The 14743-nt window shown below is 57.7% G+C and carries 12 protein-coding genes; 5 read left to right on the forward strand and 7 right to left on the reverse strand.

Annotated elements, in window-relative coordinates:
* Positions 1-151 precede the first annotated feature (151 nt).
* The 3 genes from AACZ17_RS14075 (at position 152) to AACZ17_RS14085 (ending at position 1593) form a co-directional block, all read left to right on the forward strand.
* Positions 152-421 (forward strand): hypothetical protein, encoded by a 270-nt coding sequence (locus tag AACZ17_RS14075; RefSeq protein WP_290741268.1) that lies wholly within the window; start codon positions 152-154, stop codon positions 419-421.
* 81 nt (positions 422-502) lie between these two features.
* Positions 503-847, forward strand: a complete 345-nt coding sequence (locus AACZ17_RS14080; RefSeq protein ID WP_290741270.1) for a hypothetical protein — start codon at positions 503-505, stop codon at positions 845-847.
* A gap of 35 nt (positions 848-882) precedes the next feature.
* Positions 883-1593, forward strand: a complete 711-nt coding sequence (locus AACZ17_RS14085; protein ID WP_290741272.1) for a pseudouridine synthase — start codon at positions 883-885, stop codon at positions 1591-1593.
* A 338-nt stretch (positions 1594-1931) separates the two neighbouring features.
* Here AACZ17_RS14085 and AACZ17_RS14090 read toward each other — a convergent pair whose 3' ends face one another.
* Complete coding sequence (locus AACZ17_RS14090; RefSeq protein ID WP_290741274.1) at positions 1932-2735, reverse strand: DUF3667 domain-containing protein; 804 nt, start codon at positions 2733-2735, stop codon at positions 1932-1934.
* A gap of 562 nt (positions 2736-3297) precedes the next feature.
* Here AACZ17_RS14090 and AACZ17_RS14095 point away from each other — a divergent pair.
* Complete coding sequence (locus tag AACZ17_RS14095; RefSeq protein ID WP_290741276.1) at positions 3298-3798, forward strand: nitroreductase family deazaflavin-dependent oxidoreductase; 501 nt, start codon at positions 3298-3300, stop codon at positions 3796-3798.
* 53 nt (positions 3799-3851) lie between these two features.
* Here AACZ17_RS14095 and AACZ17_RS14100 read toward each other — a convergent pair whose 3' ends face one another.
* Genes AACZ17_RS14100 through AACZ17_RS14115 form a run of 4 tightly spaced genes read right to left on the reverse strand, consistent with a single transcriptional unit; the run spans position 3852 to position 9492 of the window.
* The gene (locus AACZ17_RS14100; protein WP_290741278.1) at positions 3852-4610 is read right to left on the reverse strand and encodes an aspartate/glutamate racemase family protein; all 759 of its coding nucleotides are present in this window, start codon (positions 4608-4610) and stop codon (positions 3852-3854) included.
* Between the two features lie 29 nt (positions 4611-4639).
* Positions 4640-6790: a TonB-dependent receptor gene (locus AACZ17_RS14105; protein ID WP_290741280.1), complete on the reverse strand. Its 2151-nt coding sequence runs from the start codon at positions 6788-6790 to the stop codon at positions 4640-4642.
* Between the two features lie 33 nt (positions 6791-6823).
* Complete coding sequence (locus AACZ17_RS14110; protein ID WP_290741282.1) at positions 6824-7909, reverse strand: DUF917 domain-containing protein; 1086 nt, start codon at positions 7907-7909, stop codon at positions 6824-6826.
* Entirely contained in the window at positions 7906-9492 is a 1587-nt protein-coding gene (locus tag AACZ17_RS14115; protein WP_290741284.1) for a hydantoinase/oxoprolinase family protein, read from the reverse strand. The genes AACZ17_RS14110 and AACZ17_RS14115 overlap by 4 nt, the downstream gene beginning before the upstream one ends.
* A gap of 211 nt (positions 9493-9703) precedes the next feature.
* Between AACZ17_RS14115 and AACZ17_RS14120 the strand changes: the two genes are divergently transcribed.
* Positions 9704-12436 carry a LuxR C-terminal-related transcriptional regulator gene (locus tag AACZ17_RS14120; RefSeq protein ID WP_290741286.1) on the forward strand — a complete coding sequence of 911 codons (2733 nt, stop codon included), beginning with the start codon at positions 9704-9706 and terminating at the stop codon, positions 12434-12436.
* A 119-nt stretch (positions 12437-12555) separates the two neighbouring features.
* Here AACZ17_RS14120 and AACZ17_RS14125 read toward each other — a convergent pair whose 3' ends face one another.
* Together AACZ17_RS14125 and AACZ17_RS14130 are read right to left on the reverse strand one after the other, a co-directional pair.
* Complete coding sequence (locus AACZ17_RS14125; RefSeq protein WP_290741288.1) at positions 12556-13380, reverse strand: divergent polysaccharide deacetylase family protein; 825 nt, start codon at positions 13378-13380, stop codon at positions 12556-12558.
* Between the two features lie 4 nt (positions 13381-13384).
* Positions 13385-14698 (reverse strand): S41 family peptidase, encoded by a 1314-nt coding sequence (locus AACZ17_RS14130; RefSeq protein ID WP_290741290.1) that lies wholly within the window; start codon positions 14696-14698, stop codon positions 13385-13387.
* Between the last annotated feature and the right edge of the window lie 45 nt (positions 14699-14743).

The raw sequence follows: 14743 nt of genomic DNA on the forward strand, positions 1-14743 counted from the left end.
TTTGCAGATAGTAGTCGCCTCTGCGCGGGCGGGAAAGAAACGCTTGGCGATTGTGTTAGCAGAATTTGTTATAAAGCTGTTTGTAAGTAAGCGGTCTTTGCACGATGACCGCAGGTCACGTGACCTGTCTACCAGAAGCCGGGAGGTGAACGTGCAGCAACAACCCCAGGAACAACTCGAGGCGTTAAACAGGCAACTGCGCAAAGTGCAGATCATTGAGGCTCCCGGCACCCTTCTCTTCGGGCTGGGGCTGTATGGGAAGTTCGCGGCGAAAGGAGCAGCTTTTCACCCCCTGCTCAATGAACCGGGTGTCGTCAACCTGCTCCTTGGGGCGGGCGGGGCCGTCATGGTCTGGGGTGCTTACAGGCTCGTCAGTATTCTCAGTGAGATGCAGCGGCTGAAAAAACGGCACAGCCTGTGATAGCGTCATTGGCTGCGCACAGGAAGGCAGCGGCCGGCTGGGCGCGATGATGCGGCTACAGGCTTTTGGCAGGAGAACGTGATGACAGCTTTGAGAGTGTTGCTGGTTGCAGTGTTTATCGTTTTGACGGCGTATACCGGAATCGTGATAGGCGAGCATGGCTTCGGCCTGCTCAGCGTCTTCTTCGGTGATATGGCCCGCATGGGCTGGGCCGGGCAGTTCAATCTGGATTTCATGTTCATGCTCACGCTGTCGGCGCTCTGGGTGTCCTGGCGCCACGGTTTCTCCGTCGCCGGGCTGTGCCTGGGGGTTGCCGCGTTTTTTGGAGGCGCCCTGTTCCTCAGCCTATATTTGCTCATCCAGAGTTTCAGGGTAAACGGGCAAATCAGCGCACTGCTCGTGGGCCCCGACAGAATGCGACCGTAGTCCGAACCGAAGGGCGTCGGTAGCACCGATCCAGCATGAAGCGCTCAACCACCCGGCTTGACCGGTTCATATCCCAGAACAGCGGTTTTTCCATGGGGGAGGTGCGCCTGCTGATTGCGCAGCGCAAAATCCTGCTGGACGGCATCCCTGCGCACTGCATCCGACAGCCGGTTACCCGGTTCACCCGGGTTGTGCTGGACGGAATCGTCCTGAGCGACGCGCAGCCGGTATACCTTGCGCTGCACAAGCCTGCTGGTGTGGTCAGCGCTACCAAGGACGGTAAGCACCCCACGGTGCTGGATCTCGTCCGCCACCCCAGGAAACATGAGCTGCACCTTGCAGGGCGTCTGGACTTCAATACGACAGGGCTGGTTCTGTTGACGAACGACGGTGCCTGGTCGCGCAGGCTGAGTGCACCGGAAACGAAACTGCCGAAAGTCTACGAAGTCAGTGTTACCAGGCCCCTGAGCGAGGAGTATGTGGCGGCGTTTCGGGCCGGTATTTACTTCGCGTATGAGGGAATGACTACACTGCCCGCGCAACTGGAAATACGCTCTGCCCGGACTTGCAGGCTGTCGCTGGTTGAGGGCAAGTACCATCAGGTGAAACGCATGTTCGGCCATTTTGGTAACAAGGTCCTGTCGTTACACCGTGTGTCGATAGGGCCTGTGAGGCTGGGCGAGTTGCAAGCCGGTACCACGAGGCCGCTCACCCGAAGTGAGCTTGCGCAGGTGGCGCAGCGGTGACTTACACTGATGCAACCGGCGTTGAGTCGCGAACAGTTTGCGGAGGATATAATGCTTACCCGTTTCTGTGAGGACAGTTGCCCCTTTTGCGGCGGCACGAATGCCTGCGGCGTGAACAGCACGCAGCCCTGCTGGTGTGCTGCGGCCAGTATCCCGAGGGCTCTGGTGGACCTGGTGCCGGGTGCAGCAAAGGGGCGAGTCTGTATCTGCCAGGCCTGCGTGTTGCTTTACAATCAGGACCCGCCTGCCTTCGAGGCCCGTTACGCGCCGAAGTGATATCCAGACCTCGCGCGGTGGCGCAGCTCCAGGGTTGGTATTTGCTTCTCTGGCCTTGCCCGCTAGGGGGATAGAACGCTGAACAGGATCAGGCCTGAGCCAGCTGCCAACAGCAGTACGCTGTAGATCGAAGCGGTGAGGCAGAATTTCAGCAGCGTCTTGCCCCAGCGTTGTTGGTAGAAGCGCTTCTGGCTCAGCAGCAGATAGGTTGGAATCCAGCACATAATCAGCGTGTCCAGCCAGGACAGGGCGGCCGCCAGCCAGTGTGTGCCCAGCATCCGCTCCACTGCAGTCACTCCCAGGTAAAATGCGAGCATCTGCAGAATGAAACTGTGGTTGTGCAGCGCCAGAATCAGGTGTTCCGTGTAGTAGCGGTGCGAGCGCAGGTAGAGCAGTTTCAGTATCAGTGCAAAGGTGGGCAGCAGAACAAACATCATCTGGGGGGCGAGGCGGAAAAACCGCGTGACCACTGGCTGCGGGTTGTCCAACAGGTTTTGCAGCTGTTCATTCACTTCCAGCGCCGGTGCATCGGGCGTCCTCTCGATGGTTACGACATCGGAAGGGGTGAGATGCGAAAACAGCAGGAAGGCAATGATGGATGTGAACAGGTAAAGACGAAGCGGCGGTACGTAGGGTACCCGGTGGCCGGACACGTAGCGCTGGCTGAGGAAGCCCGGGCGAAACCACAGGGGGAACAGTGTTCGCCAGACCCGGGTATCCCAGTTACTGAATTCACCAAAGAACTCCGTGATGACGCCGCTGACATTGCGGATATAGCTCTTCTTTTCCTGGCCACATTCATGGCAAAAAGCACCGTGCAGGGCACTGTGGCAGTTGTCACAATATAGTTGTGGCGGTGTATCCATGCCGACTCGCATTTGCGTTTAGTCGTGGCCACTGAGTTTACCCTAAGCAGTCATCGGGGCAACCGACCTTATACAGCGGAGGGTGGCTGTGTTGAGAGGGATTTAACCGTAAGAATATCCTGAGGTGCTTTCCGTATAATGTGGGCTCGGTTGTGTTCTTCCGAAACGGGGTTCTTGCGCGATTACAAAACTCAATATAAAAGTAGTGCCAGGAGCATCCCGCTCGGAAATGTCAGGATGGCTCGGCGATATGCTTAAAATAAGAGTGTCGGCACCCCCGGAGAATGGGAAAGCGAATGCGGCTGTCGAGGCGCTATTAGCAAAAAAACTGGGCGTCCCTCGAAGCGCTGTCACTATAATTGCAGGCAAGGTTGCGCAAAGGAAGGTCGTCGAGATTCAAGGTCTGTCACTCAGTGAAGTGATGGGGAAGCTGAAGCTGGGTGATAAACGTGCATGACCGGCGCCGGCAGATGCATTCCGCAGGACCGGCTACTTGAGCTGTCTCGCGAGTACCGTCAAACCACACATAACGATTGACAGCCGGGCGAGAGGGAAATCTGCAATGAAGGTGTCGCCAGTTCAGCAATTCATCAGATGGTTCGGCGGCTCGGAGTTCGGCCGTGTCTTTGATGTGTTCTGCGTCCGATGGTTCGCTTTCTCACCAATCATCTGGATCTTCACAAAAGATGACAAATCCGGCTATAACAATCCCTGCATCCTCACCTCGCTAGGCCGCAAATCGGGTTTGTCGCGCTCCACGGTGTTGCCGGCCTTTCCCACTGGCGATGGCAAGCTGCTGGTCGTGGGTTCGCGCGGTGGGACCAGCAGGGACCCCCACTGGGCGCATAATCTTCGCGCCACCCCAAATGCGGCGATGCGCTACAAACGCAAGAATTACAATGTGAAAACACGACTGTTGGAAGGCGCAGAGCGTGACGAGAAGTTTGCCCTGTGCTGCCGGCATGCACCTGTCTACAAGCAGTACCAGGAGTGGGCAAACCAGTATCCACGCATTTTGCCCGTTTTTGAGATAGAGGGTGCGGCGGGGGAAACGTTTAGTTAGTCCCCCACCACCTCGCGGATTCAATCAAGGCGTCGCGCAGTGTGCGACTGCGCCTAACTGTTAGCCACATCATAAAAACCCTGCAAGGAGTATCCGCGTAGGGCCTTGCGCCTCGGCTTATGGTAAATGCTACCGCTATGCGAGAGGCCTGTTTTTACTAGAGCGTCTGCGGCGTGAAGGGCCAGCGGTATTGGGTCTAACACCGGTACGGTATAGCCGGCCGCTTCAAGGCGAGTAGCTATGGCCTCTGCGCAACCGAAGAAACCGGTGCAACCAAGAATGATTGCACCCGCTCTTGATTTGGTGATGCTGTGCAACGATGCCTCAAATAGTTGTTCAATTACGTCGTCGATGCGCTCTTCAATATCCAGTACAGGTACATTGATGGCTCCGAACCCGGCGTAGTTGTCCATCAGGCCGTAGCGTGCCGCCAGTCCGTCGATCATCGGTTTCAGTTGATCGAGCACGGTGATGAAAGCGAATTTCTGCCCGAGCATACTGGCGTAATGCATGCAGGTTTGCGCCGGACCCAGAACAGGAATCGATACTACTTCCCGGCATGCCTCCAGGCCAGGATCACCCATGCAATCAATGATGATTGCGGATGCGCCCGCTTGCTCGGCCGCAATGGCCTCTTCGAGAATGCCAGGCACACTCAGTGCTTCATCTGCCGCGCACTCGATGGACGCAGGGCCGTTCTTGATCAGGCTGTGCCGAACTTCAAGATCTGCACGCAAAAAAGGATCTACATCATCAAGGCTGCGTATGCCCTCGGTGATGATTGGGGTAATGATATGAACGATGGACTTCATACTGTGCTCCTCATGGGCTGCCAGAATCCTTACAAATCGAGTTCAAGGCTTAAGCCGTAGGTGCGCGGCATGCCCCAGGATTCGCCGTAGCCAACGCTTGAGTTCAGAACCTGGGTTCTGTAACGCTCATCCGACAAGTTCTTACCCCAAACGGATACCTTCCACTCACCGGTTTGTGTGCCAATGCCCGCCCTTGCATTCCAAAGCCAGTAGCTAGCCTCCACCGCCTCAACAGGTTGACGCACGATGTCGAAGGTCACATCGTCCTGGTAGTTGAAGTCGACAATGGTTTCAAAGTAGAGGCCCGCGGACAGTGGCTGCTCGTAGCGAATCATCCCATTGACGTTCACCTCGGGCGAGTTTGGCAGCTCGCTGCCCTCTGCAACCCCGCCGACTATCGAGCGTGTGATTTCGGTATCCAGTAGGCCAAGCCCCAGCCGCACATCCAATGATTCTGTTGCGCGCCAGGCCAGTTCGATTTCGCCCCCTGTTACCTCGGAGTCGCCCACATTGGCGATGCCAAACAGCGTGCCAACCGGCGAGTCAAAAATGCCTCCGTAGAACTGCATGTCTTCATAGTCGTAAAAGAAGAATGATGCATTGAGTTGCATTGAACCCTCTAGCAGCGTCAGCTTGGTGCCTGCTTCATAGGCCCAAAGTGTTTCGTCATCAAAGGGCTGTAAATCGCTTGGCTCGAAGGTGAGCTGCCCCTGAAAGCCGCCTGACTTGAAGCCTTTGGATACACTCGCATACAGCAGCATATTCTCGAAGCCGGTGTAGTCCAGGCCGATCTTTCCTGAGAGATTATCCGTGGTGTATTCATTCCTGACTGCGGGGAACAAGGGGGCTTCCTCACCACCGCCGATCAGATAGGTAAAGGCATCTGAAAAAGTCTTCTTTTCGTCCGTATAGCGCAACCCCGAAGTCAGCCGCCAGTCCTCCATCACGGCCCATTCAGTGTGGATAAAGGCTGCGGCGGAATCGGTCTCCTGGCGGTACTCGTTGCCGAGTGACTCGAAGCCGTCGAGCCCCAGCAGAGGCAGCAGGTCTCCGGCGTCAAAGCGGTCGCGGGTTTTCACCTCGTCATTGCCGTAGAAGGCGCCGGCGATCCACACCCAGGTATCACCTAAGTAGCTGACTCGTAGTTCCTGTGAAAATTGCTCAATGGCGTTGTCGAAATACCCGTCGAGCTGCAGCAGGCTGGTGGCATCCCGGTCCTCAATGTGGAAACGGTCCAACTCTTCCCATGCGCTGATAGAGGTCAATGTGAGTTGTTGCGCAAACTCCCAGTTTGCTGTGAGTGAGAAGCCCTCGCTGTCGATGTCCTGCCGGGTGTCCACGGATGCCCCGGAGCTGAATACGTCACGGTCACCGTCGTCTTCAGCTGAGAAGGGATTATCGATTTTTATCAGAAAGACATCCGAGTCATCCTTGCCGCCATGCACATTGAGCAGGAAATCCAGTCGCTCGGTGGGTTGCCACTGCAGCAGACCGCGCCACGCGGTGCTGTCAATTTTTCCAACATCCTCCCCGTTTACGCGGTTGGTCTGATGTCCGTCGCTTTGCCGTATCCGCTGGGCCGAAAGACGCCCACTCAGGCCCGGTGCGAGTTCTCCACTGACAAAGCCCTGACCGGAGGCGTAGCCAAACCTTCCATATTCCAGTGTGGCGCCAGCTTCGAACTCTTCAGTAGGCCGGTTGGCGATGAAGTTTACGGCGCCGGCCGTAGTGTTACGGCCAAAAAGCGTACCCTGTGGGCCCTTCAGCACTTCGACTCGCGCCAGGTCATGCATTTGGAAGCTGAGCATTGCCGGCGAAACGAGATAGACTTCGTCGATGTATATGCCGGCCGCGGGATTGTTGTTGGTGGCGTAATCATTCAGGCCAACGCCGCGTATCGTCACGTTGGGGATGGAGTTGGCGATAATATTGTTGATGCGCAGGTTGGGTGTTTGCGCTGCGATGTCGATGGGTTGATTCATGCGCAGTGCGGCGAGGTCGTCTCCCGTTAGCGCGGTCACTGAAATGCCCACGTCGTTGAAACTTTGTTCGCGCTTCTGTGCAGTAACGATAACTTCTTCCAGCTGAAGCCCTTCTCGTGGTTGTGCCGCAAGCTGTGGCTGGTAGCCCATGCTGGTAGCTGAAACCAGTATCGCCAGTAGTTTTTTGTTGTGTCGCATCTCTCTTCCCCTGTTTGGACGTGTTTTTGCTTGCTAAAGTGTTTCGATTGGCTGGAATGGATCTTTCAGACCGAAGGCTGCAGGCCCGAATACGGCCAGTGCTTCCGCGGATCTGAGATTAGGTGGCGAGCTTACGCCGAGTACCTTAACGCGCTGGCCGTATTTCAGGCCTTCAACAGGTATCGGCTCAGCGGTTTCTCTGTCGACGACACAAATGAGGTCAGGCACGATTGCGCGCACTACTCCCGCCTGATGTGCTACCAGGTGCTCATTTTGGAAAGTCAGTCGAAGCGGCGCACCATTCCCATCCAGAGGGGCGATTTCGCAAATCCCCACGGAAAATCCGCCCTGGGTTTCGCGCTGCAGATCACGCACTTTGCCATCGAAGATGACCTTGCAGTTGTTGTAGTAAGGTGTAGCGCGCAGGGTCTTTAGAAGTGCCTCCACCGGGTCGCCGGAGCGGCGTCCATCCAAAATTGCGCGGCCAATTTGCAGCGCCAAGGTCATAGTGCCGAGTACGGCGCAGTCCTTCACCTGACGCCCGGTCATCAAATAACTGGAGAGCATGACACTCGCGCCCATTTCGACCGCACAAACGCGTACCAGGTCCTCGGCGCGTTTCGCGCTGCCTGCATTCACGACCAAGGAGTTCAGGTGCTCATCTGCGACTACCAGGGGTGTGCAAGAAACGCCATGGACGTTGTAGGTAATCATCTGCAGCTCGGGAAAGGCGCGCCCCATGCCGTCGGCGTCTACCAGTGGCAGGCCGGTGCGCGCTGCGGCCACTACCGGTACCAGCGAATTCACTCCTCCAATCTCAATCGGGATGACGGCATCGGCCACTTTGCCGGTATAGTCCTGCAGGCCCTGCAGTGCGAGGTCAAGGTCTGCTCCCGCGGCGCCTTTCTCCACGAGAACCGTGGGTGCGCCAAGCATGGCAATGGTGTAGACATTGGCATCGTCGGCGAGGCTCTCGGCGCTGATGAGGTCGGGTGCACCGAACTCCTCGATCGCGCTGGTGGCCAACATGCGGCCAATATATGGGTCTCCGCCGCCACCTGTGCCCAGAAACGCTGCCCCGGTAGCAATGTACTTTAGGTCTTTTTTGCTGAGTTTCATTGCGTGGAGGAGCCTCTCAGGTGTTGTGCGGGGTTCTTGGGTGCGAGGTCACCGGCGACCTTAACCTTCACTCGGACGGCATTGCCTGGAACGTAGGCCAGTGGCAGCTCTTCAAGATCGATAACTTTGAGGCTATCGCTGGCTGCTCCAGCGGCAATTGCGCGCTCACAGGCTTCCGCGCGTGCCGCATCCATAGCTGCTTCCCTGCCGCACTCGTCGTAAAAGAAAACCCGATCTGTTTCCCCGCCTATCTGAGCAATCGATGCGCCGATCGCATTGGCCACGCCCGCGTGGTCAGGCACTATCACTTCCGAGCAGCCGGGTATCTCGCGGTTGACCAGTACTGAGCCACCCCCGACGAGAATCAGTGGGACCGGGTCAGCACTGGTCTTCATGCGGTCGACACCCTGCGCAATCATGTCGTGTATTCTCTGTACGCAGCGCTCAACCAGTTTTGTGTCGAGGTGGTCAACCCTGCCTCTGTCACCGATATCCGCGTAGCCCGCTGCGACGGCAATGTCGGTGGTGGTCAGCATAGTGCCACCAAATACCAATGCATCTTCGGTCAAGCGATAGCCTACAGAGCCCGGGCCAATGCGGACCTCATTGCCTTCCAGGACAACTCTCGAGCCGCCACCCAGCCCCATGGCGTAAATGTCAGGCATACGGAAGTTGGTGCGTACGCCGCCGACGTCCACGGACACGGTCGACTCGCGCGGAAATCCACCTTGCAGCCAGCCGAAGTCGGTGGTGGTACCACCTATATCAGCGACCATTGCCGTATGGTGGTTGGCGAGGCGCGCCGCACCGCGCATGCTGTTGGTGGGGCCTGATGCGAAGGTGAGTACCGGGTAGCGTTCAACGAAATCTGCACTCATCAGGGTGCCATCGTTCTGGCTGATGTAGAACGGAGCATTGAGCTTAAGTGCGTTAATCGCCGTCGCGAAAGAGCGCACGACATCGCGCGAAAGCCGTGCGAGTGATGCATTCATGATAGTCGCATTTTCCCTCTCCAACAGGCCAATTCTGCCGATGGTGTGAGAGAGGGTAATGGAGATGTCCTTGCCCATGGTCTCCCGGACAATTTCGGCGGCGCGCAACTCCATGTCCGCATTGATGGGCGAAAACAGTGAGGAGATCGAAATTGTCTCAATGCCGGCAGCGGCGAAGCGGCGAGCCGCATCACGCACACCACCCTCGTCCAGTTCCGCGTTGACACGTCCGTCGTATTGGAATCCGCCCCGGACCTGAAAGCAGGGCCCTTCAATGGCCTCGCGCAGGTCTTCAGGCCAATCTACCAGCGGGGGGATACCGCTTGCCGCGGGCAGTGCAACGCGCAATATGCCGACTTTCTGCAAAGATTGGCGTGCAACAAAGGCGTTGGTAAAGTGGGTCGTGCCAATCATGACGGACGTGATGGTGTCAGCGGCAACGTCTGCTGAATCGAGTACCCGCTGCATTGCTGTTTGAATGCCGGAGCTGACATCTGATGTTGTTGTCTGCTTACAGCTCGCGATCACCGAGGTGCCGTCCACTAGAACTGCATCCGTGTTTGTTCCGCCAACGTCGACGCCTATTCTCATGGCCTTGCGTACTCTTTTTCCCTTTGTGACTTAAGCTAGCCAGCGGCGAAACTGACTACAACCAGTGGACGGTGTGGTATCGCGCTGTCCGAGGGTAGTGGGCGAATGTTCGAAAACAATTATTTGCCACCCGAACGGGTAGTTGCTGCAAAGCTAAAGGCAGTCGATTTCTTGGTGTGAGTCTTATACATTCAAGGCCATGCGATATAGGTTGAAAGCTGATTTGAGCAGCGACGGGGCGCTCTTCCCTCCTTGGCTGGTTCCCGCCAAGGTGTACCCGCCGGTGCCACGTGTTGATGTGCTGATACGCCGCGGCCTAGAGTTGAAGTTGAATGAAGGGCTATCCAGGCAGGCGACCATTCTTAGGGCGCCGGCCGGCTACGGGAAGAGCACTTTGCTATCTTCGTGGCTTCAACATTTGCCCTGCGAAGCGGCTGCCTGTTGCTGGCTCGCTCTTGACGAGGATGACGACGACGAGCGGCAGCTGCTGGTCTATCTGGCTTTTAGCCTATATCAGGCTGGCGTGCTGCGGTTGGGGGAGGACGATGGCGTAACCTTGCAGGGTGAGGTGGTACCCCGGCAGATTCTCACCCTTATTCAGCGCAGTATCGAAGCTCTTTCCGAGCCGGTTTTACTCATTCTGGACGACTTTGAGCAGTTGTCAGGCAGTACTGTCCGTTCGGTTATTCAGCGCCTCTTGCGCTATGCGCCTGAAAATTTACACCTTTTTGTCGCTACCAGAGATGATAGCGCGTTAGATGTCAGCAGGCTGGAGGTGGAGGGTGCCGTGTTGCGCGTTGACGCGGCAGCGCTGCAGTTTACGCTCCCCGAGATTCGCGAACTCTTTGCTGACCAGCTGCCGGCGGGCGTTATCGAAGATATTTACCGGCGCACCGGGGGGTGGCCAGTTGTCGTACAGATGCTGCGGAGCGCGTTGTCCAGCGAGCGCGACCATGACCGATTGTTGCAGGAATTGGACAGTGACGCTGCGACGTTGTCGGCCTACCTCGCGCACCAGATATTGGATGGTCTGGCGCCGGCGGATCAGCAGTTCCTTATGTCACTTTCGCCTCTGGAACGGGTTGATTGTGTAATGGCGGATTTTGTTCGAGAGGCGACTGACAGCCTTGCGCGAGTGCATCAGCTCAAGCATCTGCACTGCCTGATACGCTCTATCTCAAGCCCGGGAGAAACCGTCGAGTTACACCCCCTGCTGCGAGACCATTTATACCGCCGGTTGCAGTTGCAGGCCCCTGAACTCCTGCGCCGGTTACATGGCCGAATTGCCGAGTGGCACGCGCGCGAACTGGATCTGGTGAATGCTGTTCGCCACAGTGTGCTTGCTGATGAACCTGACCGTGCAATCGATATTATTGAGTCCATGGGTGCAATTTCTCTATGGCTGCGTGAAGGGATTACTCGTATCCGTCTAGCGCTCCGGCTTCTTAACCCGGAAGTCATCGGTCGTTCTCCGCTGCTTCTCCTCTTGCAGGCCATTATCGAAGTGAAGGATGGTATGGTTTTCAAGGCTTCGCAGACCTACAGAAGCGCTGAGCATTTGGCGGTTGGTGATCAATCTATTCGGCCATCCAGCGCGTCAGGAGCGCTTCTGAATGATTTCCGCCAGATCGATGCGTATCTCGCGATTTATTCGGGCCACCAGATTCAGGAGACGAGCTACCGTGCTTTGCTCGACTCTACGGCTGAAATAGACAGAGAGGGTCCGGGATGTCGTGCCTTTCATTACAATTTACTGTGTGTCGTACATACGCAGCAGGGAGATTTTCGCAGTGCGCGCCTTTACGCGCGAGAGGCTATTCGAAATTTTAGAGAGATCGGCTCTCTCTATGGCGAGAGCTACCTGTACTTCCATCAAGGTGATGCAAGCTTTGCGGAAGGAAAATCCGACAGTGCAGAAAAGTTATACCGAAAAGGCCTGGATATTGCTCGCAGGAAGTTTGGCGAAGACAAGGGGATTCGACTTATCGGTCATGTTCTGATGCTCGAACTGATGGATGAGTTGGGTCGGGACGATTTTTCGCTTTCGGTGCTCCGACAGCTTCCCCGTGAACTGGAGGCGCGCGAGGCATGGTTTGATATTTATCTGGCGGGCTACTGCACTGCTAGTAACATTGAATTTCGCCGGTCTGGCCTGGTGTCAGCATTACGTCTGCTGGACAAGGCTATGAAATACGCCGATCAGCAGCGATTGGCGCGACTTGAAGACCTTCTTGTATGCCAGCGCATCGAGTTGTTGGTGCGAGCAGGGCAATTAAAGGCAGCACGGTCTTTGGTGTCTGATTCCGGAATGAAGCTCGCGGACTATCGACAGGGTGATGGTAAGCAAGCGGCTTGGCGCGAGCGTGATGTGGCGGCTTTGGCCATGTGTCGCCTACTGTTTGCCGAAGGCCGCGGGCGAGAAGCCTTGGTGGAGCTTGAGTATTTCTCTGAAGATGCGCGACATCAAGGCCGTTTGCGCTCTTTGCTGCGTTACACGTTACTCATGGCACAAGCTGCCTGGGCCATAGGTGAGGAAACAGATGCTCAAGGCTATATGGCAGAAGCCCTCACACTGTCAGAGCACACTGGATTTATCCGCCCCTTGCTGGACGAGGGGGCATATCTCGATGAGCTAATCACCCTGGTTTTGACTGGGCAAGCGCTATCCGAGCATACGGTGCAACACGCGTTGTCGATACAGAAACGGTTTACGGCGGCTGAAGTACGAGACAAGAGCGTAACTGTCACGCTTAGCGCGCGCGAGCAGGAAATTATGACCTTGCTGGCAGTTGGCGCCTCAAACAAATCGATCGCCAGAGATTTAGACCTTTCGGAAAATACGGTTCGCTTCCATCTCAAGAATGTGTTCAGAAAGCTGAACGTTCATAACCGAGTGCAGGCTGTGATGCAGGCCTCTTTGCTATTGTCGACAGGCTCCGATTAGTAGAAATCGCAGAGCGCGCATTATTTGAAGCAGTGGCACAGCGGTCGCATTGACCAGTGTATACGCTGCAACCTGCACCCCATTGAGTGAACTCAAATAAACAGGGTGGGCTGTCGGCGCTACAGCTCCAACACTTCCGATACCGTTGCCAAGTGAATGCCCTGCTCTTCCAGCCGTGGCAGTATGTCCTGTAAAAACGCGATCGTTGCCGGGTATGGATGCCCAATAACCACCGCGCTGCCCTGTTGCCGTGCTTGCTTGACGGCCGCTCTAAAGCGTTCGGCAATCGCCGCCGGTTCCGCCACGTTGTCCAGAAACACCTGCCGTGACAGGTGCGGCAGGCCGGCTTCGGCCGCGACGGCGGCGGCCACTGTGGCACTGTGGGTACGCGAGTCCACGAAATAGAGCTGGCGCTCGGTGAGCTCGGCCATCAGCCAGCGCATGGGTTCGGGACTCTGGGTGAGCCCGCTGCCCATGTGGTTGTTCACGCCCCGCACATGCGGCACGCTGGCCAGCGCGGCGTCCAGCGTGTCGCGGAACTCGGTTTGCGATAACTCATTGGTGAGCGCGCCAGGCCCGAGGGGGCGGTGATCCAGTGTGCTCATGGGGGCATGCAGCATCACGTCCTTGCCGGCGCGGTGGGCCTCTTCGGCGAGGCGCGCACCGTGAGGTGTGTGGGGCAGCACCGCCACGCTGATGCGCCCGGGCAGGGCGACGGTCTGCCGTCCTTCTTTGAGGCGGTTGCCGAGGTCGTCAATGATAATGACCAGCGTGGCCGGGTCGCCCGGTGGCAGTACGAAGGGCGGGGGCTGGCTGGGCAGCGGCGCGCGGTAGGCGGTGCCGACGAGGCCGCCGGAGGCGGGCAAGGCCTGGGGCGTTTCCAGCGGGCGCATGCCCCAGGCGGCTACAGGGAGCAGCAACGCCAGCAGCAGACCCCGCCACATGCGGTCAGCCGTCGCCCGCCGTACCGGCGTTGGCAGGGGCGCTGCGCAGGCCGAGGATGTTCACGCCCTTCAGCAGCGTGAGCGCTTCATAGAGCTGGTTGTCGGTGCCCAGCAGGCCCTCCGACTGGCGCTGGCTGCGGCGGGTTTCGCCGTTCACGTTGTCCAGCCGGCGCGTCAGGTCGGCTTCGGTAATCTGGTTGGATGTGTCGTAGGCAGTGACCTGGGCGCGCTCTACAATAATGTCGGGCTCGATACCTGACGCCTGGATGGAGCGGCCATTGGGTGTGAAGTACAGCGCGGTGGTGAGCTTGACGGCGCGGGATTCAGAGATGGGCATGACAGTTTGCACGGAACCCTTGCCGAAGCTGTCAGTGCCCATGATGACCGCGCGCTTCTGGTCCTGCAGGGCCCCGGCCACGATTTCCGAGGCGCTGGCGGAACCGCCATTGATCAGTACCACCAGTGGCGCGCCGCCGCTGGCGTCCCCGGCTTCAGCCGAGTAGCGCATTTCAGAGTTGGCCAGTCGGCCCTCGGTGTACACCACCAGTCCACCATCCATGAACAACCCGGCTACTTCAACGCTGGCACCGAGCACACCGCCGGGGTTGTTGCGCAGGTCCAGCACCAGGCCTTTCAGCGGGCCCTTGGCCATCAGCCGCTGCAGCGCAGCGCCCACATCGTCACCGGTGCCGGTCTGGAACTGCGCCACGCGGATGTAGCCGTAGCCCGGCTCCAGAAAGCGCTCGCGCACGCTGGCCACCTTGATGGTGTCGCGTTTCAGGGTGATATCGAAAGGCTGGCTGGTGCCGGGCCGGCCTATCTGCAGTTCGATTGGGCTACCCTTCGGGCCACGCATGAGTTCAATGGCCTCGTTCAGGGAAAGCCCTTTCACCTGCTTGCCATCCAGCTTGAGGATCAGGTCACCGCTCATCAGGCCTGCTTCTGCGGCGGGCGAGCCGTCAATGGGCGCGACGATCTTGACGTAGCCGTCTTCCATGCCCACCTCAATGCCGAGCCCGCTGAACTCGCCGCTGGTATTGGTTTGCAGGTCTTCGAAGGCTTCTTCCGTGAGATAGGCAGAATGTGGATCCAGGTTCATCAGCATGCCCTGGATGGCGTACTCCAGCAGTGTGCTGTCGTCGATTTCCTCCACGTAGCCGATGCGGATCTGGTTGAACACGTCGGCGAAGGTGCGCAGCGCGTCCAGCGGCAGCTGGGCATCCTGTTGAGTGTGCTGCGCCAGCGCTGCGGGCGCCCCCAGGAAACAGGCCAGCAGCGCACTGCGCAGGACTGCCAGGGGAGAGAACTGTGACTGCATGAGTTACCGCCGTCGGCGTTGCGCCGTTGCCAGATGAAAGGCCCC

Source organism: uncultured Haliea sp., assembly GCF_963973825.1.
Lineage (GTDB): Bacteria > Pseudomonadota > Gammaproteobacteria > Pseudomonadales > Halieaceae > Haliea.

What these genes read in the sequence shown, in the direction of transcription:
- AACZ17_RS14110 (WP_290741282.1), bottom strand. Translation starts at nt 7,909, where the DNA reads ATGAAACTCAGCAAAAAAGACCTAAAGTACATTGCTACCGGGGCAGCG.
- AACZ17_RS14085 (WP_290741272.1), top strand. Translation starts at nt 883, where the DNA reads ATGAAGCGCTCAACCACCCGGCTTGACCGGTTCATATCCCAGAACAGC.
- AACZ17_RS14130 (WP_290741290.1), bottom strand. Translation starts at nt 14,698, where the DNA reads ATGCAGTCACAGTTCTCTCCCCTGGCAGTCCTGCGCAGTGCGCTGCTG.
- AACZ17_RS14125 (WP_290741288.1), bottom strand. Translation starts at nt 13,380, where the DNA reads ATGTGGCGGGGTCTGCTGCTGGCGTTGCTGCTCCCTGTAGCCGCCTGG.
- AACZ17_RS14105 (WP_290741280.1), bottom strand. Translation starts at nt 6,790, where the DNA reads ATGCGACACAACAAAAAACTACTGGCGATACTGGTTTCAGCTACCAGC.
- AACZ17_RS14100 (WP_290741278.1), bottom strand. Translation starts at nt 4,610, where the DNA reads ATGAAGTCCATCGTTCATATCATTACCCCAATCATCACCGAGGGCATA.
- AACZ17_RS14080 (WP_290741270.1), top strand. Translation starts at nt 503, where the DNA reads ATGACAGCTTTGAGAGTGTTGCTGGTTGCAGTGTTTATCGTTTTGACG.
- AACZ17_RS14090 (WP_290741274.1), bottom strand. Translation starts at nt 2,735, where the DNA reads ATGGATACACCGCCACAACTATATTGTGACAACTGCCACAGTGCCCTG.
- AACZ17_RS14115 (WP_290741284.1), bottom strand. Translation starts at nt 9,492, where the DNA reads ATGAGAATAGGCGTCGACGTTGGCGGAACAAACACGGATGCAGTTCTA.
- AACZ17_RS14095 (WP_290741276.1), top strand. Translation starts at nt 3,298, where the DNA reads ATGAAGGTGTCGCCAGTTCAGCAATTCATCAGATGGTTCGGCGGCTCG.